Genomic DNA, 24,011 nt, shown 5'->3' with positions numbered 1-24,011 from the left:
TCTACCGGACGTATACAGTTCGCATATAGCTAACCGGGGTTAAACCAAAGCGGTCGCGAAACCGCTGACTGAAGCGTTCTTCTGACTGATAACCGCACATCTGAGCGAGTTGTATGACTGTCCATTGTCTGGCTTGCATCAGATTTAATGCATGAGTCAGGCGAACTTCAGTCAGAATATCCCGGAACTGTGTCCCTTCTTTTTTTAGTTTTCTGATTAATGTTGCTCTGCTCATAGAAAACGTAGTTGCAACGGATTCCAGTGAATGAGCGTCACCGGGACATTGGGATAAATACTGAGAAATCTGATGTCTGAGCGGTGTACTTTTTTGCGGAAAGAGAAAATGCAGAATTCCGTTTTCTGCCAGTTGCTGAAAAAGAGGCATCAGCCAGTATTGTTGTGTTTCCTTACTCATGGTGGATAAGTTTATGGAAGCTAAAAGGTGTAACGTTTCCTGCAGTGATTGGGCACCGGAAAGAACCGGTTCTTCTAAGCTGAATGCATTTTGATCACTTAACTGAATGAGCTTTTCCGGAGGTAAACAGTGGAAGCTCAACATACGGGAAAGAAACGGTCCTTTGTCCGGTACGTTTTCAAAACTCAGGTCAGAAGCAGCACGACACAAAAGAAGACTCGTGCCGGAAAGCGTGACAATCTTTTCTTTCCAGAACAGTCTTTTGTTTCCCGATAGTATCTGAATCAGTCCCGGGGAATGAATCGTCACGTTTCTGAGCCGTTGTAACTGCTCGGCCCGGAATGTTGTTATCTGAAAGGCTGGACCCATCATTCCCCCTGTGATTATCGGGTGTAAGTTGACGTTAACGTTGCTTTATCCAGAGCCTGACTGTTCAACGTAAAACCAATAACTGCTGCCGGCGTGTTTTTATCGAAGTTCAGTACTTTAGGTAAAGCCCAGACGGTAAACTGATAGCGGTGCATTCCATCGCCTTTGGGAGGGCATGCTCCACCAAAACCGGTAAAGCCATAATCAATCCGGTTTTCTTTCCCGCCGAGTTTTTTGATATCTGCTCCCCGGGGAATTTCAGAAATAGTGGCGGGAAGATCGGTGACAATCCAATGCCAGAAGCCGCTTCCGGTTGGAGCGTCAGGATCATAAGCCGTAATGGCAAGCGTTTTGGTCCCCGCCGGAACGTCTTTCCACATCAGCTGTGGTGATAAATTCTGACCGTTACATCCCCATCCGGAGAACTCGAATGTTTTTGCCATGGGATGTCCTTCCTGAATATCATTGCTGGTAACCTCCAATGCGCCCGCTGTCCCGGCAAAAAGGAATCCGGCGGTGAAAAAGGCATAAGTGAGTGCTTTCATTATGTTATTAACTCCTGTTTTTGTCAGAGTGTTTAATTTAGCGGTTAACCAACGAAGCGGTATGACATAAAGTATCATATTTTTCTGATTTTGGTGTTAGAGTGATACTTTATGTATTTAATTTGTTGATATTCACGTTACTGAGAATGCCGGGCGGCAGGAACTTATCAACTTTTCCCGGTTGAAGTGTTACATTGCACATTGACTCAAAACAAAAAGAGAGACTTTTTATGGCCGGAGCCAGCTTACTTACTCTTTTGGATGATATCGCTGTGCTGACAAAAATAGCAGCAAAGAAAACCGCTGGCGTGTTAGGGGATGATCTGGCACTGAATGCTCAGCAGGTTACGGGCATGGCAGCAGAAAGAGAACTTCCGGTTATATGGGCTGTTGCTAAAGGTTCATTACGAAATAAGGCCATATTGGTTCCTCTGGCCCTGTTGTTTAGTACTTTTTTACCCTGGGTTATCATTCCTCTCCTGATGATTGGGGGCCTGTATCTGTGCTTTGAAGGCGCGGAAAAGGTATTCGACAGTTTTCTTGCCGTTGCGAATGTGCAGAGTTCTGAGACGGTGGCGGAAACAGATGATACTTCAGATGATGAAGTGGAAAATCAGAAAATTCAGGGGGCAATCCGGACCGACTTTATTCTCTCGGCAGAAATTATTGTTATTGCTTTAGGAACGGTTCAGCATCAGCCGGTTTTAAATCAGATTGTGGTTTTGTCGGTGGTGGCGGTGGTGATGACTGCCGGGGTTTACGGCATCGTTGCCGGTATTGTTAAGCTTGATGATTTGGGATTTTTTCTGGAAAAATACTCCGAAGGGAAAGGCTTTTTTCATTATACCGGACAGCAGTTGATGACATTAGCACCGAAACTGATGAGTGTTCTGACGGTTGTCGGTACTGCCGCGATGTTTCTGGTTGGTGGAGGGATGGTTGTGGAACATACCCCGGTTCTGCGCCACGTAACAGAAAGTGTGTTGTCCGATGTGCCGGGATATTTCGATTATACGCTTTCTTACGTTTTACGGGGTGTATTTGGGGTCATTGCCGGTTTGATTCTGGCATTGCTGGCTTCTCTGGTTAAAAGATACAGATCCTAGGTTGTCTGCCTTTTCTAAGTTAACTTCCGGACGGTATTTCTTTCGATTAATGTGGGTTCCAGTTCAATGATGGTATCCGGCAGGCCGGGTGTACTCAGCCTTTTTATCAGTGTTTCTACCGCTGCCTGGCCCAGCCGGTATTTAGGCTGGTGGATCGTGGTCAGAGGCGGAGTCATAAAATTGGCAATGTGGATATCGTCATACCCTATGATGGAAATGTCTTCCGGAATTTTAATATTCAGCTCATGGGCGGCTTTAATAACCCCCATTGCCATCATATCATTACAGACAAACAGCGCTGTTGGTAAGTCGGGTTGTCTGACTAACGTTTTAAACGCATCGTAGCCACCCTGACAGAAAAAATCGCCGTGAGCGATCCAGTTCTGATTTACCGGCAGCCCTGCGTCTTGCATGGCTTTCTGAAATCCCTGATCGCGAACTCTGGCCTGGTGGTGATTAAGAGGGCCAGTAATACAACCGATAGATTTGTGGCCGGAATTAATCAGATATTTTGTGGCGATATAGCCGCCACGCAGTGAGTTGTCTTGTATTTTGTCACAGGAGAATGGAATCGGCCCCCAGTCCATAATAACAGTGGGAATATCCGGATACCGTTTTAACAGTTCCAGCTCATTATCGGTGAAGGAAGGGCACATTAATATCAGTCCGTCGACCCGTTTTTGTAATAGAGTATCGATGGATGTCTTCATCCTGACATGATCATCTTCAGTATTGCATAAAATAAGATGATATCCTTTTTGATAACAGTTACGCTCAACACCTTTCACCACTTCTCCAAAAAATGGGTTAGTTGATGACGTCATCAGCATACCGAACGTATGAGTTCTGTTCACCTTAAGGCTTCGGGCCAGTGCTGAAGGTGCATAGTTCAGTTCTTTGGCTACCTTCAGAACCCGGCTGGATATCTCATCACTGACAAAACGGGATTTATTGATAACATGGCTAACCGTTGAGGTGGATACTCCGGCTATCCTTGCAATGTCTTTCATGGTTGCCATGCTATTCTCCTAATGTTCAGAGAGAAAACGATCGACTTCTTCCCGGGTAGGGATCGACGTTTGTGCTCCGTGTTTGGTGACTGACAAAGCCGCAGCAGCATGAGCAAAGCGAATCGATTCCTGAAGGCTTTTACTTTCCAGTAAACCAGTGACAAATGCACCATTAAAGGTATCGCCTGCCGCTGTGGTATCGACCGCGTGAACTTTAAAACCTGAAACAATGTGCTGTTCACTGTCTGTACTCAGCCAAACGCCTTTGGCACCTAATGTAATCAGTACCATTTCAATGCCTTTGTCATGCAGTTGGTTCGCGGCTTTCTGTGCAGATTCTTCGTCGGTGACTTTTATCCCCGTTAAAATCTCTGCCTCTGTCTCATTGGGTGTAATGATGTCTACCAGGGAAAGAAGGTCATCCGGCAGAGGTTTGGCCGGTGCCGGGTTCAAAATAACTTTTGTATTAGCAGATTTTGCTACATTGGCGGCAAAACGGACACCATCCAGAGGCGTTTCCAGTTGCATCAGAAGATGTTCTGCCTTTTCAATCAGATGGGCACTTTTCTTTACCAGATCCGGATCTAATCTGTTATTAGCCTCAGGAGACAAACAGATGCAGTTTTCACCATCTTCTGAAACCTGAATCATTGCAATACCGGTCGGACAGTTTTCGATGATATTGACGGCTTCGGTATTAATGCCATCTTTTGCGAAGTCCTGACGTATGTTGATGCCAAAAGCATCGTCACCTACTGCTGCAATAAAGGATGTGGGGGTACCTAAACGGGCTGCGGCCACCGCCTGATTGGCTCCTTTTCCTCCAGGAATTACAGTATAATTGTGACCGGTCAGAGTTTCTCCAGGTTTAGGAAAAGTTGGAATTTGCAAGACATGATCTGCATTAACGCTACCGAGTACAGCGAGTTTATTCATAGCTTTTTAACCTTATTGTCGCAATTGTCGCAGGTAAGATAGTTTTATTTTTTTCTTTTCTGAAGAAGAATAAAAAATAAAACTATCTCCACTGTCCGGAAATGATTGCCGGACAGTGGAGAGATTGTGTTATTGCTTAGTTACGATTTTCAGTGGAACAGGAATGTTTTTCTGTACAGCTTCACCTTTCAGAACTTTGTCGGCAGTTTCAACACCCAATGCACCGATTAATTCTGGCTGCTGGGCGATTGTAGCTGCCATTTTTCCGCGGTTAACCGCTTTAATGCCGTCATCTGTACCATCAAAGCCGACGATAGTAATTTTTTTACCGGAAGCCTGTACGGCACGAAGTGCGCCAAGCGCCATTTCATCATTCTGTGCAAACACCGCCTGAACATCCGGATTAGCTGCCAGTAGGTTTTCCATGACATTCAGACCTTTTGTACGGTCAAAATCTGCAGGTTGGCTGGCAAGAAGCTGTAATTTGCTGTTGTCCACTGCCTGCATAAATCCTTTGCCGCGTTCGCGGGCTGCAGAGGTACCGGCAATACCTTCCAGTTGAATCACTTTTGCATTTGGTGCGACATGGTCAATAATGAATTTGCCTGCCATTTCACCACCGGCAACGTTGTCGGATGCAATGTGGCTGACGACTTTGCCGCGGTTTGTGCCACGGTCAAGCGTGATGACCGGTGTTTTGGTCTGGTTGGCAATACGGATTGCATTGGAAACCGCATCTGAATCTGTTGGGTTGATCAGAATCGCTTTTACACCACGTACAGTTAAGTCTTCAACGTTAGACAGCTCTTTACTTGGGTCATTCTGAGAATCCAGAACGATCAGTTTATAGCCGAGTTCTTTGGCTTTGGCTTCGGCACCATCTTTCATTGAGACAAAAAATGGGTTATTCAAAGTTGATAGAACAATCGCAATGGTGTCTTGTGCTTTCGCTGTTACCGACATGGTGGATGCTAATAGAGCAGCAGACATGATTGTGGCAATTTTTTTCATCGTTTATTCCTCATTGAAGGGGTAAGCCATTAAGTTATATGGGTTAATCAACGTTATTTGTTTTTGTTGTCTACCAGTACTGCAAGGAAAATGACTAAAGCCTTTGCGATCATCTGGTAGTAGGATGTTACATCCAGAAGGTTTAATGCGTTGTTCAGGAAACCAATGATCAACGCACCAATGAGTGTCCCGGTAATTTTACCTTTACCTCCCATCAAGCTGGTTCCACCGACCACAACGGCTGCAATTGCATCGAGCTCATAGCCCATACCCGCCGTTGGCTGCGCAGACGATAATCTTGATGTGACAACAATTCCGGCCAGTGCAGACATGAATCCACCAATGGCGTAGACACCGAGTTTGACCCGATCAACATTAATACCAGACAGTCGGGTTGCCGATTCATTACCACCAAGGGCGTATACATAACGACCAAAACGGGTATGATTCAGAAGATACCAAGCACCGACAAAAACTATTGCCATTAACCAGACAGGAACGGGGATGCCAAAAAGATATCCGGTACCGAACCAGGCAAAAGCATCTGCGGCATCGGTAAATCCGGTAGAGATAGGACGCCCATCGGTATAAACCATGGTGACACCACGCAATAGTGTCATTGTGACTAACGTTGCGATAAAGGGCTGAACTTTGCCCTTAGCAATGGCAAGGCCACTAATTCCCCCTAAAACTGCTCCGGCAGCCAACGTAATGATCAGGGTTATAAAAACAGGCCATTCCATCTGAACCATCGTTGCAGCAAAAGCGCCACACAATGCCAGAACGGAACCGACACTAAGGTCAATACCGGCCGTTAAAATAACCAACGTCATACCAACGGCAATAATGGCATTAACGGATGTTTGTCTTAAAATGTTGAGAATGTTGTCAACCGTAAAAAAATTCTCATTTAAAAATGAAACGACAACAATAAGAAATAACAAAGCAATAAGTGATTTTTGTTCTATTAACCACTCTTTGCTAAACAGTTTCTTTTCGTTCAGAGCGTCGCTTGTGTTGACGGATTTTGTACTCATGCGGCTACCTCATTTGCTTGTTTGCCTACAGCACAGGCCATAATTTTTTCCTGATTGGCGTCGTGAGCGCTAAATTCGCCCGTGATCCGGCCTTCATGCATGACTAAAATTCGATCACTCATACCTAATACTTCTGCCATTTCGGAAGAAACGAGGATGATGCTCATTCCCTCGGATTTAAATTGATTAATTAAGTGGTAGATTTCTTTTTTTGCCCCGACATCGACCCCTCGGGTGGGTTCATCCAGAATAAGCACTTTAGGCCGGGTCATTAACCCTTTGGCAATGGCTACTTTTTGCTGGTTGCCACCTGACAGGTTACCGATAATCTGCTCCCGTCCGGGGGTTTTTATGTTGAAGAGTTCGATAAAATCTTCGACAGCGGTGGCTTCTGTGTTGTGCTGAATCTGTAATCCTTTCGATAGCTGGGTTAAAGCGCATAAAGACATGTTTTCTTTTACCGATAATCCAAGTACCAGTCCGTCACCTTTCCGGTCTTCAGAAATGTAGGCGATGCCTTCCGATAAACCATCTTTGGGGCTTTTGGGTGAAATGGGTTTATTATTAATGATGACTTCACCCTGATCCCGGTGAAGGGCACCATATATCACTTTCATCAGTTCGGTCCGGCCTGCTCCCATTAACCCGGATACACCTAAAATTTCACCCTGATGTAATTTAAAGCTCACGTCATGAACGCCGGAACCGGATAAGTTCATGACTTCCAGACTGACCGGGCCTTTTTCAATTTCAACTCTTGGATATTGTTCTTCCAGTTTCCGTCCTACCATCATTTCTATAAGACCGTCTTCATCAGTGTCGGTTACCTTACATTCTGAGATAAAGCGTCCATCCCGCAGGACGGTGATATCATCACAGATTTCGAAAATTTCTTTTAGCCGGTGAGAAATATAAACAATGCCATGCCCCTGAGACCGGAGTTCATTGATGACACTAAATAAGGACTGAGTTTCGGTATCGGTCAGTGCATCTGTCGGCTCATCCATGATAATCACTTTGGCATCAAAAGAGAGCGCTTTAGCGATTTCAACCATTTGCTGCTCACCGAGACTTAAGCTGCCAAGTAATTCATTGGAACTGTGTCTGACATTCAACCGGGCCAGTAATTTGTTGGCTTCCTGGTACATAGTTTTCCACTGAATTTTTCCCAGTCCATTGACAAATTCTCGTCCGAGGAAGATGTTTTCAGCAATGGTGAGTTCAGGAATTAAATTAAGTTCCTGGTGGATAATACTGATACCGGCTTCCTGTGAGTCCCGGGTTCCACGGAATTTCACTGGTTGTCCCTGATATTGAATACTGCCGGAATCCAGTTCATAAATGCCGGTCAGTACTTTCATCAGTGTTGATTTGCCGGCACCATTTTCTCCCATCAGAGCCATTACCCGGCCCGGATAAACATTTAAGCACGCGTTATCTAGTGCTTTTACGCCGGGAAAGGCCTTATCAATAGCATTAAGCTGTAAAATTGGCTGAGTCATAGAATTTCCTCAATACAACATCTCCGGCGCATTTAAAATACAACGCCGGACTTGAAGATTACGTTTGCGTAAGCGGTGAATTCTCCTGTTCTTACAATCGCTTTACTGCTTTGCGTTAATTGTTTGAATTCTTCGTGGGAGACATAGCTGATATCAATCGCTTCACCGGTTCGTTTTTCTTCGCTATCAATGACATTCATTAATAGTTCATGGTGTTCTGGGCTGACTTCTTTGAATTCCCGAGCCAAAACAATGGCCTCAACTTTCATCTCAGTCATAATGGTCTGAACCGTGCGGATGAAGTCCGGTACTCCATGACATAAGGCCAAATCAATTCTCTGAACATTATCCGGAACAGGAAGACCGGCATCAGAAATTGTGATTTCATCTGTGTGACCAAGCCGGGAAATGAGGTGGGAAACTTCAGAGTTTAATAATGTGCCTTTTTTCATTGTCGTCACCTTAAATTACAAAGAATCAGTCTCACAACCGTTATTTTGTGGTATGAACGTTGTGATCGGAAAACTCATCGAAACGTTTCGATGAATAATCTTTGAAAGAATATTAATTGGCTATTTAAGTTGACGGAATATGTGAAAAAGATCTTTTTCTTAATAATTGTATTCTTAAATATGTTACGAATGTCACAAGATGCGTTGAAATAAAATAGATTTTCAAGGCCGGTTTTCCGGCAAATGGATGTTAAGTCCTTGGTGTCATTTTTTAATGAAGAATGTATTTCATCGATATCCAACGGGCAATCAGAGGCCCCAGACTCATGACAGCAAAAAAGCGGGCTAGTTGCATTGCCATGACAAAAGGAACATTCGCATTAACCGAGGTAGAAATAATGGCAACGGAATCGACACCTCCCGGGCTGGTTGCCAGAAATGCAGAGATGAAGCTGACATCAACAAGCAGAGTAATGATATAAGCCAGAATGACATTCGCTGTCAGTAATACAAAAATTGAGGAAAAGATGATTGGCAATAAATGTAATACGTGCCGGAGGACTTCTTTGGTGAAACGAAAACCAATTCCCCAGCCAAGCAATGCGTAAGCGAGCGTAAGTACAGTCATCGGAAGTGGCGTAGGGATAGGATGAATAAGATTGAATACAAATCCGAGTACCATGGGAGTAATTAAAGCACCTCCGGGTAATGCAAACCGTTTTCCGATGTAAACACCGGTAAGGATGAGTAGGGTTTTGATCAGGATATCCAGATTCAGAGGAAGCGCTAACCAATCAATTATCGGCTGCCCGGTCTCGGTTGCGTTTGCTGCAACCCGGGCTACAAACATTGTAGCTAAAGCACAACAGACGACACGGCTGTATTGCATAAAGGCAACAATTCTCATATCTGCGCCGTATCCTTCGCTCATCAGGGTCATGGCACTGGCTGCTCCGGGTGATATTCCCCATACGGCTGTTGAGCCGGGAAACCGTTTCGCATGAGCGACATACCAGCTGACGATGGCAGATACCAGTAATGTTGATAGTGTTCCGAATAAAAAAATTGGCCATTGATGAACAAATGCCTGCCAGGCATGGGTCGGTAAATGTTCCATGATCATCATGCCAACAAAACCTTGCGCCAGAGCGAATACCCGCCGGTTTAAGCGAAATTTTAAACCGGACGATGCTAATGTCAGTGCAGCTATCATTGGGCCGAGCATCAATGCTGCCGGTAGTTTAAATTGTTCCAGAATAATAACGTTGATAAGGGAAAAAAGCGTTAATCCTATCCATTTACAGGTTGTGACAGCATTCATACAAATATTAACATCAGTGGTGTTGGGGTCATAACTCTAAGAGCAGATTGTGAGTTTGGGTTACCCGTGATATTTCAGAAAATAGGTGAGTAAAAGTACTTTGGTGCCGCTTGGTGTTTAGAACTGAGCAGGCAAATTCAACAACAATCATATTATACTTAAATTCCCAACCGTAGCGAACTGCTGATTCTACGCCCATGTTGATTACAATTCCAGCAATGACAATGTTGTCAATATTTTTCTTCTGATATGTAAATCCATTTCGGTACCGGCAAATGTGCTCTTCAGGCGTTTTGCGATGGAGGCGATTGATTGATTAGGTCTCATACCATTAGTTTTGACAATGTTACAGCATTGACGTTTCGGGTGAAAATAGAGGATGCAGTATAATGCATCCTCTTTATCATTTTCTTCAGATATATTGATATGCCAGTTTTTTTGCAAGAGAGAAATCAACTTTTCCGCTTCCGAGTAAGGGGATTTTTTCTATATTAAAAATTTGACTAGGGATCATTAAATTTGGCATCCCGTTCTTTTTAAGTATTTGCTTGAGTCTGGATGGTTCCTGTTGGCTTTCAACCAGTAAAACAATTTGTTCACCTTTCTTTTCATCTGGCAGATTCACCGCAACTAGCCCTAAATCGTCTTCGCCCAAAAGTTCTCTGGCTGTTTGCTCAACAGCACCCAAACTGACCATTTCTCCTCCTAGTTTGGCAAAGCGGGAATAACGGTCAACAATGGTTAAGTAGCCATCATTATCGATGTGGCCTTTATCGCCGGTCTTATACCAGAGCATGCCATCCATATTGACCAGAACCGAGTCTGTTTTTTCCGGTTCATTCAGGTAGCCTTTCATGATTTGAGCGCCGCCGACCAGTATCAGACCATCTTCTCCTGTCGGTAAGGTGTCAAGAGACACCGGGTCAACAATACGGAAGGTGGTACCCGGTAAAGCTAAACCAACAGTACCTTCTTTTGTCGCTTCCTGAATGCAGTTTTGTTTTCTGGCAAAATGGCCCGGTAAATTTACGCTGGCAACGGGAGTCGTTTCCGTCGTGCCGTAACCTTCTAACACAGGAACCATGAACTTAGCCTGAAATGCTTCTTTTACTGCTTTATCCAGTTTTTCTGCGCCGGAGACGATGACCCGCAGAGAGTTAAGCATTAGTGGCTTAATTTTCTTGTTTCGTTGATACATCCTGAGAAACGTTGAGGTTGCACACATGAAAGTGGCTTCGTATTTAGCAACCGCTTTAGCAATATTAAAACCATCTGTCGGGTCTGGGTGGCATATCACAGGGATCCCTTCCATAAGAGGCAGCATGCCGGTGACGGTTAAACCAAAAGCATGGAACAGGGGTAGTGTTGCCATGACGCGATCATTTTCCCGGACATTAAGGACATCCGATACCTGACGTAAATTCGCCATGATGTTTTTGTGTGTCAGCACCACGCCTTTGGGTTCACCTTCACTTCCTGACGAAAACAAAATAGCGGCATTTTCATTCCTGTTTTTACGCGGGCAGAACAAGGACTGAAGGAGTCTGGCCGGCAGTAACCATGTGGTCAGAAAAGCACGTAATTTTTGTCCTTTGCTGATTGTCCCGGCCATGTCTTCCAGATACAAAACCTGGGTATTGTCCAGAATTTCCGCGCAGTTTATACCTCTTTTCTCCAGTTTCTCAATAAACTTTCTTGATGTCAGTATGCTTTGAATCTGAGCTTTATTCCGGGCCGCCATGATGGCATCAACCGACGACGTGTAATTGATGTTAACGACCGTTTTGCCTGTCATCATCGCCGCAATATTGGCCATTAACCCGGCACTGGTGGTGGGGAGTAAGAGCCCGATATTTTCACCCGGCATGGATTTGATGTGTTTTCTGGTGATCAGACAGCCAGCCAGAAAACGATGGTGCGTTACCGGTTTACCGTTACTGTCAACGACAGCCCATTTGGCCGGTTTCGCTTTGGCCGTTTTAATGAAAGTCCTGGGCAGTGTATCCAATGTATCGGCGTAATCATTCCAGGTCGATACCGACATTTCGAAGACTTTCTGTTTTACCTCTGCTGCCGTGGAATGTATGTCCATCGACGGGCCGAAAGCGATGGTAATGTCCCTTTTGATACCGCTGCGGCGTAGTTTGTGGAGCTTTTCGGAAGAACGTGAGAACTTGCTGCCCCACATTCCCCGCAGATAAAACGGGATGATGACGCCTTCGGCCTGACGGCAGGCACGTTCGAACCCTTTTTTAAACTCTCCCAGTTGTCCAAGGTGACTGATCCGGCCCTCGGGGAACAGACAGACCGTTTCTCCCTGATTGAGCAATGACGTGATCTGCGCCAATGCCTGTTTGCTTTGTCCTGGTGAGATCGGGATGACTTTAAACAGATCAAAGAACCATTTCAGATACCAACGTTGATAAATCGTTCTGTCCATCACAAAGTAGACATGGCGTGGCACCGACATTTGTATGATTGCCCAGTCAATCCAACTGATGTGGTTACCCAGCAGTAAGGTTCCCTTACCGGATTCAGGCAGGTGCTCGAACCCCAGTATTTTGAGCCGGTATTTAAAGCCAACTAAGCGACTCAGAATGGTCCGGATGAATACCTGCGGCATGGTGACGACGGTCAAAATGGCGACGATCGCACTCATCACAAAAATACCCCAGAGAATGGTGGTGACGCTCATCTTGGTGGTCGCAAAAGCAACGGTCATCGCCAGAAATAGCAACATGCCAATGTTTTGGATAAAGTTATTGCCGGCCAGTATTTTTCCCAGGTGGGCTTCACCTGCATGAAACTGAATGAGCGCGTTAAGCGGTACCAGCATTAGCGATCCACCAAAGCCGACCATGAAAAATAATCCGGCAAGCAAAGTCAGAGAATGGGTGAGCGGCAGAAAGAATAAAGCGATGCAGACCATGATGGCACCGGCTGGAATTAACGATAAGTTGATGTGTTTGACCGAGTGTGAAGCGGCGAAATACGAACCCAACATCAGCCCGATAATGGCCATTGCGATAATACATTGAATCGTAAATGTGTTATCGATAAGCAAGGTTGTTTTTGCGTAGGAAGGGAAGGTGGCAATCATCACCTGACAGATGGCAAGAAACAGCGTTAATCCGATAACCGGCTGCCAGAGGGTTTTTTCCTTGAACAGAAGTTTCAGGTTATTGGTTAAGGTTTTGCCGGTAAGGTAGTTTTCCCAATCGAAAGAGCCGGTTTGGTGGTTCTGGGTGTTATCAGGCAGTCTGAAAGCCAGAAAAGATTCCAGTAGTGATCCCGCAATTAAAAACCACCCAAGATACGACACATGACGGATGACCTCTGAAGGGACATAGTGATTTGCTTCCGGCAGGGCAAATTCAAACAGCGCTGAGAAAGCCGCGCTACCCGCCAGAATGGCAATCATGGATAGACTTTGCACCCATCCGTTGGCTGAGCTGAGGTTTTCAGAGCCGACTAACTCCCGGATATAACCATACTTGGCAGGTGAGTAAATCGCGCTTTGCATCGACAAAACCAACGTCAGCGCAAAGGCATAATAAAATTGTCCGGTATAATAACAGACAGTAATCAGGCTGGTGATCAGCACGGATGCCATCGCACTGATTTTCATGACTTTGGTTTTTGAGTATCGATCAGCAAAGTAACCCGAAGGCGTAAAAAGTAAGACGAACGGGAGTAAAATAAACGCATTAACAATGGCCATCAGCACAACCTGTTCGTTTCCTGAGAAGCTTTTAAACAGCGTATTTTGAATGATGATCTTATGTCCCAGATCAACAAATGCATTGATGAACGCGACTGACAAAAAAGCCAGAAATCCACGTTTTTGGAGTAATGTATTCATGGTTACCTACTAATAAAACAGTGTTCAAAATAAGTGTGATTACTGTAATTGAACACTGTTCAATTGTAAAGTGCCAATTTTGAATTTGATCAAAAGAGATCGGGCAGACAAGGAAAAACCGATTAATACCGGCGTGTTTTTACTTATGACTGGATTGATCAGGGAAGGTTAAAACGGAGAAACATGGGTCTGCTAACTTTTTGAAAACAGGCTATTCAATCTGGTAAATAAATATAAAAGTCAACAGACCTAAGAACTATATTTACCAGATTGATAAATATAGAATTACTAAACTTACAGTGTTAATTTACCGACCCCCGCATTTTTGTTTAAATACGAGACTAAGCTGCCGGTTGAACGTAACGAGTAGCTGTACGGAACACTCCAGCTGATATCGTTGCCTGGAATTTTAGAGCATCCGGAAAGGTCCAGTGAATCTCCGTTTAAGGTTGAGCCTTCATCATTCAATGTACTATTTGATTTTTTGACGTCAACGATTTTGCATACATTCGAATCGCTTAAGTTATCGATATTAAAGACATTGTTTTCCGATAGTATTGAGCCTTTATAGCCAAGTCCATAAGACGCTTTATAGGCATAAGTACTGGCTGTGTAGTCACCTTTAAATAAGTTATTGTATGAGTGAATTTTACCGAACCGGACACGGGGAGTCCGTTGTTCAACCTTGCTGAAAATATTGTAGGCCAGTGTTACTCTGAGATGTCCGCTGTCTTCTTTATTGTTACTGGCACTGTGTCCTATCAGCATGGTTTTATCGTGGTTTTTGAATACGGAATTGGTGATACTAATGTAATCACTACCGTGTTTTATATCCAGTTCGCCGTCATGCTGAACGTATGTCCAGCCGTCTTTTGTGGTGTATTGATCATCAGTAAATGAGCCATCATCAAATGTCATATGGTCCACCCAGACATTGGATGATTTGATGATATTCATGCCATCCCACTCGGCATTCCATCCGTCTCCGTCTTCAAATTCAGGGTCTACATCGACCGGGGATTCGACGTATAAGTTCCGGACGATAACGTTCTCGACCTTTTTAATGATTAGTGAGCCATTTGTGATACCTGATTTACTTGTAATTCCGATAATGGTGGTATTGGAAGGAACTTTTAGCTGAGAACGTTTTTTCTGATCTTTTTTACTGGAGTAATCGGTTCCGCCACTGACATCAATGATTCCTTTAATCTGGATGATCCGGGGCTCTCCTGAGTTTTCCGTTAATGCAGATTTAAGTTTACTAATGGTGGAAACGGTATAGATATTGTCACTTGTAGCATTCTGGCCACCGGTTGTTCCACCATTTTGTGTGGCGTAACCAATCGTTGCAATTTCCAGAGCTACATTACTGCTAAGAGAACCGGCCTGAACCGGTACCGTTGCTATACCTGTAAGAATCAGGCTAAGAGCCAGGTTTATGGATGATTTACTGAATGTTTTCATTTTATTCTCTTATTAATATTGTGAATAAGGGTTACCAAAAAATAGTCTGTCTTTATTTTTTATTGAGTCCTTATATTAAAGACGGAGTTTTGTTTTTAAAAATAAATTAACGTTATGTTATTGTTATTTATTGTCATGAATTTGTTTGTAAATAAATGGCGTTTTTATTAATAATTATCGGAATTTTAATTAATTACTATCATTTTATTTTTTTTGATATTAATTTTCTTATATTCAAGTGGTTATGTTTTTTTTAGGTGGTTTTTTTATCTATCTTACTATTTATTATTGATATAAGAAATAATAATTAATGTGTTTGAGTATCTACTTATTAGGCGTTTTTGGTTGGAATTAAGCAATATTAATTTAATGATAACAATTGCATTGATTATTAATTAACGATGGATAACTGATTAGTTAGTATATTTAAATATATTTTCGTAGGTGATACATACAGCGAGTATCAACAGATCGAAACTTCCCTTTGACGTACGTCAAGATAATCCATTTTTTGCTTACTAACATACATGAATCTTGTTGCAAGCAGAGACAATTGTGTTTAAATTATATTTTATAGACGATCGGTCATAAATGAGAAAGATGATGTTTAAAGCAATAGTTATCAATAAGCAGGATGAAGATTATACGTGTACTTATCAGGAACTGGAGGATAGCCAGTTTCCTGATGGAGATGTTACGGTGAAGGTTGAATATTCAAGCCTGAATTATAAGGATGGGTTAGCTGTAACTGGAGTATCACCGGTTGTCCGTCGCTTTCCTATGGTACCCGGAATTGATTTTGCCGGCACGATAGAACGTAGTGAACATCCTAAGTGGCAACCGGGTCAGAAAATTTTCATTAATGGCTGGGGACTTGGTGAAAAATATTGGGGAGGACTGGCACAAAAAGCAAAAGTAAATGGTGACTGGTTACTTGCCATCCCGGATGGAATGACCAGTTATGAAGTGATGTCTGTCGGAACGGCGGGTTATACGGCAATGTTGGCAATACAGGCTTTACAGAGAAATGGTATTACACCCGAATCCGGTTCAGTATTGGTAACAGGGGCGAATGGTGGTGTAGGCAGTTACGCTATCGCTTTTCTGGTAAAACTGGGTTTTCATGTCGTGGCATCCACCGGTCGTATTGAGGATTCCGAACGACTGAAAAAGCTTGGTGCTGAAGAAGTGATAGATCGTTCTACCCTTTCTGAAAAAGGCCGCCCTTTGGGTAAAGAAGTATGGAGTGCTGCCATTGATACGGCAGGGAGTTATACATTGGCAAATGTTTGTGCCGGTATTCGGTATGGTGGGGTAGTGGCAGCCTGCGGACTGGCGCAGGGTATGGACTTCCCTTCTACCGTCGCGCCATTTATTTTGCGGGGTATCACTTTGGCTGGTATTGACAGTGTTATGTGCCCTATAGAAAAACGTCAGGCAGCATGGCAACAGATTGCTAAACTTATGGATCCGGAACTGATCGAATCCATAACTACCTGTATCCCGTTTGCAGACGTTGTTGACTATGCGAAACGATTTCTTGAAGGACAGGTGAAAGGGCGTGTTGTTGTTGATATTCCTCAGTCATGAGTGGTATCTGATTTAACCTTCACCGCTTGGGAAAAAAACGACCAGAATTCGTCTAATGGTGCGGTAGACCGGAAGAGTTTTGCTCTCATTACGGCACCTTCCCAACCACTCCAGAACTGAGATGCGTAGAATTCAGTTTCAATATCGGGTTTTATCTGGAGTGTCTTTTGTCCTTCAGTTAAGCAGTTTTTTACTTTGCTTTTCCAGTCAGAAATCGCTAACTGTAATTGTCTGGCGCATGCTTCGGATAACTGGGGCGACTCCTGCATCATATTACCAACCAGGCAGCCTCTCTTAAAATTGAATTTTGTCATACCAACTTTGGCATCTTCAACGAACAATTCTATTCTGTCGAGTGGGCAGACATCCTGCCGGGAAAAGTGTTTTTCCAGTTTTTTGGAAAAGTAACGTCCATATTCAGCAACCACTTCCTGCCCGAATTCTTCTTTATTCTTGAAGTAATGGTAGAAAGAGCCTTTGGGGACGCCAACCCGTTTGACGATGGTATCGATTCCGGATGACATAAATCCGTTTTCAGTAATTAATTCAACACCACTGCGTAGTAATGCTTTTTTGGTGTCTGCGAAACCTCGCTCCGTTTTTGGCGGGCGTCCTCGTTTACGTTTTGGGGCGATATTAGTTTCTGCCATGAGTCATACTCGGGGATGTTTTCTTACAGGTTTCTTATTTTATACCTAAATCATATTAAAGGGCATGATTCAGGCGGTTTGCTCTGTGTAGCCTGACATCGGGTAAGAGTCGATGTCAAACATTCGGCTTATCCGGACGGACAGTCCGGGATCTTATATCAGCCCCAGAGTCGATAAGGTGAATACACCGACAGTTGTTGTGAACAGTGATAAAATTGTGGTAACGACGATAATATTGGCTGCCATAACATGGTTTCGTCCCATTCCTCTGGCCATGACATAGCTGGCTGCAGCTGTCGGTGTCGTACTTGTCAGCAGTATAATGGCCAGTTCTTCATTTCGGAACCCGTAAAAATAGCCAATAGTTGTCATAAACACCGGACAGGCGATCAATTTCAGAAACGTTGAAACCCAGACAGAAGATTTGTCATTGCTGAATGCGGTTAAATCCAGTGAACCTCCGGCACAGATGAGCGCCAGAGGAAGAGTCATGTTTGCAAAGTATTTACCGGCATCCAGAGCAATGGATGGTAACGTTAAAGAAAGTTGTGAAAACGCGATGCCGACAAGAATCGCAATAATCAGAGGGTTTTTTGTCAGTGTCTTTGTCACTGTTGTAACGGTTTTTAATCCCACGCCTTCGTTTTTTGGACTCAAAATGATGACCGCCTGTATATTGAATAACAGGGTCATTCCTGCAACGTACAGTGCGGCATGTGCGATGCCCTGACTGCCATATAAGTTAGCGACGTAGGCCAGTCCGACAATGGCCGTGTTCCCACGATAAGACCCCTGAATAATGACATCGATGTCCGGGTTTGTTGGCTGGACAGTTTTAATAAGGAGCCAGGTGAGGATAAAAAAGGAAAAACTGGCACTGACCCCGTATAAAACCATCTCGCCGCTTTCCAAAAGATTATGATTTGAACTGATGACACTGAGAAATAATAAAGCGGGCAGCGTCACCCTGAAAACCAGCTTTGAAGCAACTTCGATGAAGTGATCGTCAATGAGGCGGGTTCGTTTAAAAAACATACCTAAAAACAACATTAAGCAGATAGGGCCGGTCACTTTTGTGGAAAAAATAAATTGCTGCAGGAGCGTTTCCATCAGAATCCTTATTTTACTAATTTATGTTACATGGGTCATGACATAGCCAATTGTTATCAGCTAAATATAAAAGGACAAGCTAGGGTCTGTTGACCTTTGATGGTTTATTTTTGTTCAGATGAATCCTTCGGGCAGCGTTTGATGGTGATTTATTCAGCGTTGGGTCATGATTCATGTAGATGACTACACTTCACATGCCAGCCTTGCCTAAATCACCATCAACTTGCTGCAAAAACCATCACTAAAGGTCAACAGACCCTAAGGTTTTGATTCGGTTAACAGATTCCATTTTATAAGTATGTCATTAATTGAGTATAAAAATTAAAGTCAGCTCATAGCCGTCAGGCAAAAAAACCAATAAAGGAATGTTCCAGATGATACCTAAAAATGATAAGGTCCCTTTACCGACCAACACCCGAGAGTGGTTTCTTCACCGCAATAGCCTAATCATTATTGCAGACATTATTCTCTTCTCAGTGTTATACAATTTATTACCGTTTGAACACGATATCGTACTGGGTCTCAGTATTCTCGCTTTTATTGCTATATTGTGGCTGACGGAAGCACTTCACGTCACGGTGACGGCACTGCTTGTCCCTATCTTAGCGGTTTTCTTTCATATTTTTAATACCAAACAGGCCTTAAGTAACTTTTCTAATCCTATTATTTATCTGTTTCTTGGTGGATTTGCGCTTGCTGCGGCTATGCACCATCAAAAACTGGATAAAGTGGTCGCAGACAAGGTTTTGATTCTGGCCCGTGGCCGGATGCTGACCGCGGTGTTTTTATTGTTTGGTGTAACTGCCCTGATTTCCATGTGGATTAGTAATACGGCAACATCGGCTATGATGATGCCGCTGGTTCTCGGTGTATTAAGTAAGGTGGATGCAGAAAAAGAACACAAAACCTATGTATTTGTTTTGCTTGGGATTGCATACAGTGCCAGTATCGGAGGGATTGCGACAATTGTGGGAAGCCCTCCTAATGCCATAGCCGCGGCGGAAGTTGGGTTAACATTTACCGACTGGATGAAGTTTGGTTTGCCGGTGACAATCATTTTGCTACCGATAGCGATATTTGTACTTTACATTATGTTAAAGCCCAATCTGAGAGGGCATTTTGAATTAAACCATGAACCTGTGGAATGGGACAAAGGTAAAGTCGTTACTCTGGGAATTTTTGCGCTGGTTGTTTTTCTTTGGATTTTCAGTAAACCGATTAACAGCATGTTAGGTGGCTTTAAATCGTTCGATACGTTAGTTGCTATGGCGGCTATTGTGATGGTCAGCTTTGCACGGGTAGTGCACTGGAAGGAAATAGAAAAAACGGCGGATTGGGGGGTTTTACTGCTGTTCGGTGGCGGTATTTGTCTGAGTAATATTCTTAAAGAAACCGGAACCAGTGTATTTATTGCTCATCAGCTGAGTGATTTGGTTGCTCATTATGGCTTGTTTGTTATCGTTATTTCGATTGCTTTCTTTGTTGTATTCTTAACTGAGTTTGCCAGTAATACTGCCAGTGCGGCTTTACTTATCCCTGTATTTGCAACTGTTGCGGAAGTCTTTGGGGTAAGCCCGGTTATTTTATCCGTACTGATTGCTGTTGCTGCATCCTGTGCTTTCATGCTCCCGGTTGCAACACCTCCGAATGCCATTGTTTTTGGAACAGGACATATTAAACAATCAGAAATGATGCGGGTCGGCATTGTTTTGAATGTCATTTGTGCCAGTATTTTGTCTGTTATTGCTTATACGTTCTGGTAATCAAGTGTGGATTTGGTTCGAATAAAAACATAAGCCTGGAATGATATTCTTTATTCCGGGCTTTTTTTTATTAATTGTGTGATGAATCTCTATTAATTCACAGTGTAAAATTATTTTATCTTAAGTTTCATGGTCATATGCCGTTAAATTTTTATGAAACATAACACATAAAACATTTGTTTCAATTATGTAGGCATCTAATCTAAACGTTTCATAATAATAATGGATAGACCCCATGTTAAAAAAATTGTCTTTGAAAAATAAGCTGGCTATTTTAGCCAGTCTGGCAATCGTAATTAGTACCGTTATTGTCGTTACGATTTCTTTCCGTTCAGCATTAAATCAACTTAACCGGTCTGTTGAACAACGGTTAAATAGCGCATCTTTGTCTTATAATCAATATGTGATTGACTGGTTTAAAGCGAAGCAGAAGGTTTTGACGTCTTTTTCCTTAGACATGAAAGAAGACAATATTCTTACCCACCTTAAGCAGGCCAGAGATTCTGGTGGTTTTGATAATGTATTCCTGGCATACCCGGATGGTTCTGAGAAAAATGCAAACGGAGTTGTTCTTGCTCCAGATAATAATGATCCACGAAAATGGGGCTGGTACATTAATGCGATGGCCGATAAATCCAGCGTTTTTATGGATAATCCAACAGTTGCTTCCGCAACCGGTAAAAACGTTGTTTCGCTGGGGAAACATATTGATTTGTTTGGGAAATCGTTAGTGCTTGGTGCTGATGTTGAAATTACCGATATTATCAATACGATGAAACAGGTTATTTTACCCGGAACCGGGTATATCTTTATTGCAAATGATAAAGGTAATATTTTTACCCACGAAAATTCGGATTTATTAAACAAGAGTGTCAGTGAACTCGGAATTACTTTTGCCGATATTAAAAGGTCTCAGTCGATTGGTCATGATATAAAAGTGTCGAAGGATGACGGCACGTATGTTTTGTTTGCAAAATCAATAAAAGGCACGCAGCTGACGACGGTTATTATTATCAATGACGATTCGTTGGTTGGTCCACTATACAGCACGCTGTATAGTCAGCTAATTGTGATTGCGGTTTTGATTTTGGTGTGTATTGTCGTTTTCAATATCCTTTGCAATATTTTATTTAAACCACTACGAAATGTGGCTTTTGCATTAGAGGAAATTTCATCTGGTAGTGGTGATTTAACTCAGCGCATTGAAGTTGACAGTGAGGATGAAGTGGGTCTTCTTGCTTCCGGTTTTAATACTTTTGTGATGAAACTACAGACGCTCCTTATTGAAATCAGAGAGCAGGCTGAAGGGTTGACTCAACAGTCTGAATCGAGCGCTGAAAGGGCAAGCAATTCAGTAAAAGAATTGTCCACTCAGCAACAGGAAGTGACAATGGTGGCGACTGCAGTGACGGAAATGGCATCGGCGACACAGGAAATTGCATCTCATGCCGAGCAAACGGCAAATGCCGCTCAGGAATCATCGGAAGCAACCAGTCAGGGGCGAACTTTAGTATTAGATACTAAGCAGTCAATCAACAGTCTTGCCGAAGAACTGACTCAGGCCAGTTCAGTGATTTCTGAATTGGACCAACATGCCCAGGAAATTTCTGCTGTCCTTGCTACGATTCAGGGAATTGCTGAGCAGACTAATTTACTGGCGTTGAATGCGGCTATTGAAGCGGCCAGAGCCGGTGAACAAGGGCGTGGTTTTGCTGTAGTAGCGGATGAAGTCCGGGTGTTATCTCAGCGTACTCACACATCTACAGAAGAAATTAAAGGGACGATTGAAAAACTTCAGGAAATAACACAACGTGCGGTTGGTATTATGACCAGCAGTTCTGAGCTTGCTGATAGCAGCGTTAGTGATGCAGACAAGGCGGCTCAGGCTCTGGAGGAGATCAGTAATGCTGTCATATTAATTAGTGATATGGCGACTCAAATTGCTACAGCGGCAGAAGAGCAGACTCATGTGACCGGAGAAATCACTCAGAATATCACGTCAATCAGAGATGTGACAGAGCAGCTTGCATTGGGCTCTGATGATAGCCAACAACAGTCGGTGGCCCTGAGAACCTCAGCAAACTCATTAAATGAGAAAGTCGGAGTGTTTAAACTCTCTTGAACGACGTATTCTTAATAAAACATCAGGCAGGGTTTAAAGGCGGTATCTTCGGATATCGCCTTTTCTATTGGAATTCGCTATTTATTTCCTGTTTGTTAGCGTTATTTTCTCAAAAAATAAGAATCCTGTAGCTTGAATTGCTGTATTTTCCCGTTTAATAAGAATTATAGTTGAAGCATTACGGAAAGAAGGATACAAAAGAAAAATGAACGACAGTGCTGTAGTGTCCAGTCATGTTAACGAGAAGACATTTCAACTTTTAATGCAGGTTGCTGTAAACGACGAGCCCGTTACAGCAAAAGTATTAAGTGAACAACTAAGTATGCCTCTGAGTAGTCTGTACAGACATTTAAAGCTGCTTAAAGAGTGGAATATGGTTGAGGAGAGTCCTTATGACAAGACACTTGTTGTCGGCGCTGCCGCTCTTCTTTTAATGAGGAGTTATCAGACAAGTTCTCATAATCTTGATGCAATAGATTTGGTATTAAGTCGTTTACAGAAACAGACAGGAGAAATGGCGGCTTACATGGTTCCTGTTGGTTACCGGGCTCTGTGTGTCAGCCAGAAAGAAAGTTTACAGGCACTCCGTTGCAGCTACGTCCAGGGGCAAAGTCAACCATTGCTTCGGGGTGCCTCTTCTAAAGTGATGCTGGCCTATTTACCTGAAAAACGACGTGAAAAAATACTGAACCATTTTCATGAGCATGAAAATTCTGATTACTGGTCAGAAGAAGTTCAAAAAATACGAAACCGGGGGTATGCGTTCAGTAACTCTGAAGCTGATCCGGGGGTTTCCGGTATTAGTGCGCCTGTGATGAAAGGCAATAAACTGATGGGAGCTGTCTCTTTGATGTCGCCCGCTCACAGGATTAAATCGAATAGATCCAAAATGACTCTTTATGTTTTACAGGCGGCGAGAGCATTGTCGTTAGAAAGGTGATGATTGCATGTTCAGTTTTTTTAGACGTCGGGTGGTTTCTCAGTTGCAAGGATATTACCGGTATCCGTTTATTTTTATGACAGCCTGTAAGTGGGTAGCTCCGATGTCTCAGGCTAAGTTTGAGTTGTTTCAGCAAAGTCTGGATAATTTATTTAACTGGTTGGAAAATAAAGATGTTCCTAAAGGTCATTTTATTTCTGACCAACAAATCAGTTCCGGACTATTACAGACTCTGAAAAGAGGGTTAGGGTATCAGTTGACCCCTGTGGTGATTGCTAACTCTCTCGACTTGTTAATTGACATCTATCCGACAGTAACCGTTGAATCTGCCAGGACAGGTATTGTTCATATCGGTTGGTATAACCAGTTTAATATTCAGGAGCAAAATCAGCACCTGGATGTTTTTACGTCACTTGAAAAATGCTATCCCGGCCTTGATGTGCTGAATGTCGGAACGTCACAACAGGAGTGGCAATCAAAAGAAGCGCTTGTATTTAATGAAACCGTCAGCGACTTTATTTCGAAACACGAACAGATAATGGTTTCTTTCGATTTGTCATCTATGATGCAAAATTCTGAAATCAATAATTACAGTCAAATTGACAGTGACATTAAACGACTGCTGGGTTTATGTGTGAAATTCGAAAAATTGCGGGTGATTCTGTTAGTAGCAGGCAGTGACCGGGCACTTTATTCCAGAAAAACAAAAGTGATTTATGAGGGGTTGAAAGAACTGGCCGGACAGCAACTGATGCACGCATGAGTACGATTTCCCTTTACATCGATACGAATAAAGGGAAATCGGT

Annotated in this window: 20 protein-coding genes; 6 read left to right on the top strand and 14 right to left on the bottom strand. The window is 43.2% G+C overall.

Annotated features, from left to right (window positions below; genetic code table 11):
- Position 1: 1 nt before the first annotated feature.
- Positions 2 to 784: a helix-turn-helix transcriptional regulator gene (locus LRQ06_RS14440; protein WP_232768983.1), complete on the bottom strand. Its 783-nt coding sequence runs from the start codon at positions 782 to 784 to the stop codon at positions 2 to 4.
- Between the two features lie 14 nt (positions 785 to 798).
- Positions 799 to 1,329 carry a YbhB/YbcL family Raf kinase inhibitor-like protein gene (locus tag LRQ06_RS14435; protein ID WP_232767491.1) on the bottom strand — a complete coding sequence of 177 codons (531 nt, stop codon included), beginning with the start codon at positions 1,327 to 1,329 and terminating at the stop codon, positions 799 to 801.
- 230 nt (positions 1,330 to 1,559) lie between these two features.
- On the opposite strand from LRQ06_RS14435, the gene LRQ06_RS14430 reads away from it, so the two are divergent.
- Complete coding sequence (locus LRQ06_RS14430) at positions 1,560 to 2,435, top strand: DUF808 domain-containing protein (RefSeq protein ID WP_232767489.1); 876 nt, start codon at positions 1,560 to 1,562, stop codon at positions 2,433 to 2,435.
- A gap of 14 nt (positions 2,436 to 2,449) precedes the next feature.
- On the opposite strand, the gene LRQ06_RS14425 is transcribed toward LRQ06_RS14430, so the two are convergent.
- The 10 genes from LRQ06_RS14425 to LRQ06_RS14385 form a co-directional block, all read right to left on the bottom strand.
- Complete coding sequence (locus tag LRQ06_RS14425) at positions 2,450 to 3,454, bottom strand: substrate-binding domain-containing protein (RefSeq protein WP_232767487.1); 1,005 nt, start codon at positions 3,452 to 3,454, stop codon at positions 2,450 to 2,452.
- Positions 3,455 to 3,463: 9 nt separating this feature from the next.
- Entirely contained in the window at positions 3,464 to 4,381 is a 918-nt protein-coding gene (gene rbsK, locus LRQ06_RS14420; protein ID WP_232767486.1) for a ribokinase, read from the bottom strand.
- 129 nt (positions 4,382 to 4,510) lie between these two features.
- Complete coding sequence (rbsB, locus tag LRQ06_RS14415) at positions 4,511 to 5,392, bottom strand: ribose ABC transporter substrate-binding protein RbsB (protein ID WP_232767484.1); 882 nt, start codon at positions 5,390 to 5,392, stop codon at positions 4,511 to 4,513.
- 53 nt (positions 5,393 to 5,445) lie between these two features.
- Entirely contained in the window at positions 5,446 to 6,429 is a 984-nt protein-coding gene (gene rbsC, locus LRQ06_RS14410; protein WP_232767482.1) for a ribose ABC transporter permease, read from the bottom strand.
- A complete protein-coding gene (gene rbsA / locus LRQ06_RS14405; protein ID WP_232767481.1) occupies positions 6,426 to 7,931 on the bottom strand; it encodes a ribose ABC transporter ATP-binding protein RbsA in 1,506 nt (501 codons plus the stop codon). Before rbsA ends, rbsC begins: the two co-directional genes overlap by 4 nt.
- A gap of 32 nt (positions 7,932 to 7,963) precedes the next feature.
- Entirely contained in the window at positions 7,964 to 8,383 is a 420-nt protein-coding gene (rbsD, locus tag LRQ06_RS14400; RefSeq protein ID WP_232767480.1) for a D-ribose pyranase, read from the bottom strand.
- Between the two features lie 271 nt (positions 8,384 to 8,654).
- Positions 8,655 to 9,704: an AbrB family transcriptional regulator gene (locus LRQ06_RS14395; RefSeq protein ID WP_232767479.1), complete on the bottom strand. Its 1,050-nt coding sequence runs from the start codon at positions 9,702 to 9,704 to the stop codon at positions 8,655 to 8,657.
- Positions 9,705 to 9,732: 28 nt separating this feature from the next.
- The gene (locus LRQ06_RS21230) at positions 9,733 to 9,981 is read right to left on the bottom strand and encodes an isochorismatase family protein (protein ID WP_373054852.1); all 249 of its coding nucleotides are present in this window, start codon (positions 9,979 to 9,981) and stop codon (positions 9,733 to 9,735) included.
- A gap of 135 nt (positions 9,982 to 10,116) precedes the next feature.
- A complete protein-coding gene (locus tag LRQ06_RS14390) occupies positions 10,117 to 13,566 on the bottom strand; it encodes an acyl-[ACP]--phospholipid O-acyltransferase (protein WP_232767477.1) in 3,450 nt (1,149 codons plus the stop codon).
- Between the two features lie 294 nt (positions 13,567 to 13,860).
- Entirely contained in the window at positions 13,861 to 15,030 is a 1,170-nt protein-coding gene (locus LRQ06_RS14385) for a pectate lyase family protein (protein ID WP_232767475.1), read from the bottom strand.
- 603 nt (positions 15,031 to 15,633) lie between these two features.
- On the opposite strand from LRQ06_RS14385, the gene acuI reads away from it, so the two are divergent.
- Positions 15,634 to 16,620 (top strand): acrylyl-CoA reductase (NADPH), encoded by a 987-nt coding sequence (gene acuI, locus LRQ06_RS14380; RefSeq protein ID WP_232767473.1) that lies wholly within the window; start codon positions 15,634 to 15,636, stop codon positions 16,618 to 16,620.
- Here acuI and acuR read toward each other — a convergent pair.
- Together acuR and LRQ06_RS14370 are read right to left on the bottom strand one after the other, a co-directional pair.
- Complete coding sequence (gene acuR, locus LRQ06_RS14375) at positions 16,611 to 17,270, bottom strand: acrylate utilization transcriptional regulator AcuR (RefSeq protein WP_232767471.1); 660 nt, start codon at positions 17,268 to 17,270, stop codon at positions 16,611 to 16,613. The genes acuI and acuR overlap by 10 nt on opposite strands.
- A gap of 153 nt (positions 17,271 to 17,423) precedes the next feature.
- Positions 17,424 to 18,380 (bottom strand): AEC family transporter, encoded by a 957-nt coding sequence (locus LRQ06_RS14370; RefSeq protein WP_232767469.1) that lies wholly within the window; start codon positions 18,378 to 18,380, stop codon positions 17,424 to 17,426.
- A 377-nt stretch (positions 18,381 to 18,757) separates the two neighbouring features.
- Between LRQ06_RS14370 and LRQ06_RS14365 the strand changes: the two genes are divergently transcribed.
- From LRQ06_RS14365 to LRQ06_RS14350, 4 genes are all read left to right on the top strand, one after another.
- On the top strand, positions 18,758 to 20,143 hold the full coding sequence (locus tag LRQ06_RS14365) for an SLC13 family permease (RefSeq protein ID WP_232768982.1): 1,386 nt from the start codon (positions 18,758 to 18,760) through the stop codon (positions 20,141 to 20,143).
- 235 nt (positions 20,144 to 20,378) lie between these two features.
- Positions 20,379 to 22,265, top strand: coding sequence for a methyl-accepting chemotaxis protein (locus LRQ06_RS14360; RefSeq protein WP_232767466.1), 1,887 nt, complete (start codon positions 20,379 to 20,381; stop codon positions 22,263 to 22,265).
- Between the two features lie 205 nt (positions 22,266 to 22,470).
- The gene (locus LRQ06_RS14355; protein ID WP_232767464.1) at positions 22,471 to 23,205 is read left to right on the top strand and encodes an IclR family transcriptional regulator; all 735 of its coding nucleotides are present in this window, start codon (positions 22,471 to 22,473) and stop codon (positions 23,203 to 23,205) included.
- Positions 23,206 to 23,212: 7 nt separating this feature from the next.
- The gene (locus LRQ06_RS14350; protein WP_232767463.1) at positions 23,213 to 23,968 is read left to right on the top strand and encodes a hypothetical protein; all 756 of its coding nucleotides are present in this window, start codon (positions 23,213 to 23,215) and stop codon (positions 23,966 to 23,968) included.
- The last annotated feature ends 43 nt before the right edge of the window (positions 23,969 to 24,011 follow it).

It is taken from the genome of Vibrio salinus, assembly GCF_021272385.1.
GTDB lineage: Bacteria > Pseudomonadota > Gammaproteobacteria > Enterobacterales > Vibrionaceae > Vibrio > Vibrio salinus.
Note: the sequence above shows the minus strand (reverse complement) of the source record. Positions and strands in the feature narration are given on the sequence as shown.

Excerpts from the sequence above, each read along its gene's own strand:
- LRQ06_RS14440 (WP_232768983.1), bottom strand. The coding sequence starts at position 784 with ATGGGTCCAGCCTTTCAGATAACAACATTCCGGGCCGAGCAGTTACAA.
- LRQ06_RS14435 (WP_232767491.1), bottom strand. The coding sequence starts at position 1,329 with ATGAAAGCACTCACTTATGCCTTTTTCACCGCCGGATTCCTTTTTGCC.
- LRQ06_RS14430 (WP_232767489.1), top strand. The coding sequence starts at position 1,560 with ATGGCCGGAGCCAGCTTACTTACTCTTTTGGATGATATCGCTGTGCTG.
- LRQ06_RS14425 (WP_232767487.1), bottom strand. The coding sequence starts at position 3,454 with ATGGCAACCATGAAAGACATTGCAAGGATAGCCGGAGTATCCACCTCA.
- rbsK (WP_232767486.1), bottom strand. The coding sequence starts at position 4,381 with ATGAATAAACTCGCTGTACTCGGTAGCGTTAATGCAGATCATGTCTTG.
- rbsB (WP_232767484.1), bottom strand. The coding sequence starts at position 5,392 with ATGAAAAAAATTGCCACAATCATGTCTGCTGCTCTATTAGCATCCACC.
- rbsC (WP_232767482.1), bottom strand. The coding sequence starts at position 6,429 with ATGAGTACAAAATCCGTCAACACAAGCGACGCTCTGAACGAAAAGAAA.
- rbsA (WP_232767481.1), bottom strand. The coding sequence starts at position 7,931 with ATGACTCAGCCAATTTTACAGCTTAATGCTATTGATAAGGCCTTTCCC.
- rbsD (WP_232767480.1), bottom strand. The coding sequence starts at position 8,383 with ATGAAAAAAGGCACATTATTAAACTCTGAAGTTTCCCACCTCATTTCC.
- LRQ06_RS14395 (WP_232767479.1), bottom strand. The coding sequence starts at position 9,704 with ATGAATGCTGTCACAACCTGTAAATGGATAGGATTAACGCTTTTTTCC.
- LRQ06_RS14390 (WP_232767477.1), bottom strand. The coding sequence starts at position 13,566 with ATGAATACATTACTCCAAAAACGTGGATTTCTGGCTTTTTTGTCAGTC.
- LRQ06_RS14385 (WP_232767475.1), bottom strand. The coding sequence starts at position 15,030 with ATGAAAACATTCAGTAAATCATCCATAAACCTGGCTCTTAGCCTGATT.
- acuI (WP_232767473.1), top strand. The coding sequence starts at position 15,634 with ATGTTTAAAGCAATAGTTATCAATAAGCAGGATGAAGATTATACGTGT.
- acuR (WP_232767471.1), bottom strand. The coding sequence starts at position 17,270 with ATGGCAGAAACTAATATCGCCCCAAAACGTAAACGAGGACGCCCGCCA.
- LRQ06_RS14370 (WP_232767469.1), bottom strand. The coding sequence starts at position 18,380 with ATGGAAACGCTCCTGCAGCAATTTATTTTTTCCACAAAAGTGACCGGC.
- LRQ06_RS14360 (WP_232767466.1), top strand. The coding sequence starts at position 20,379 with ATGTTAAAAAAATTGTCTTTGAAAAATAAGCTGGCTATTTTAGCCAGT.
- LRQ06_RS14355 (WP_232767464.1), top strand. The coding sequence starts at position 22,471 with ATGAACGACAGTGCTGTAGTGTCCAGTCATGTTAACGAGAAGACATTT.
- LRQ06_RS14350 (WP_232767463.1), top strand. The coding sequence starts at position 23,213 with ATGTTCAGTTTTTTTAGACGTCGGGTGGTTTCTCAGTTGCAAGGATAT.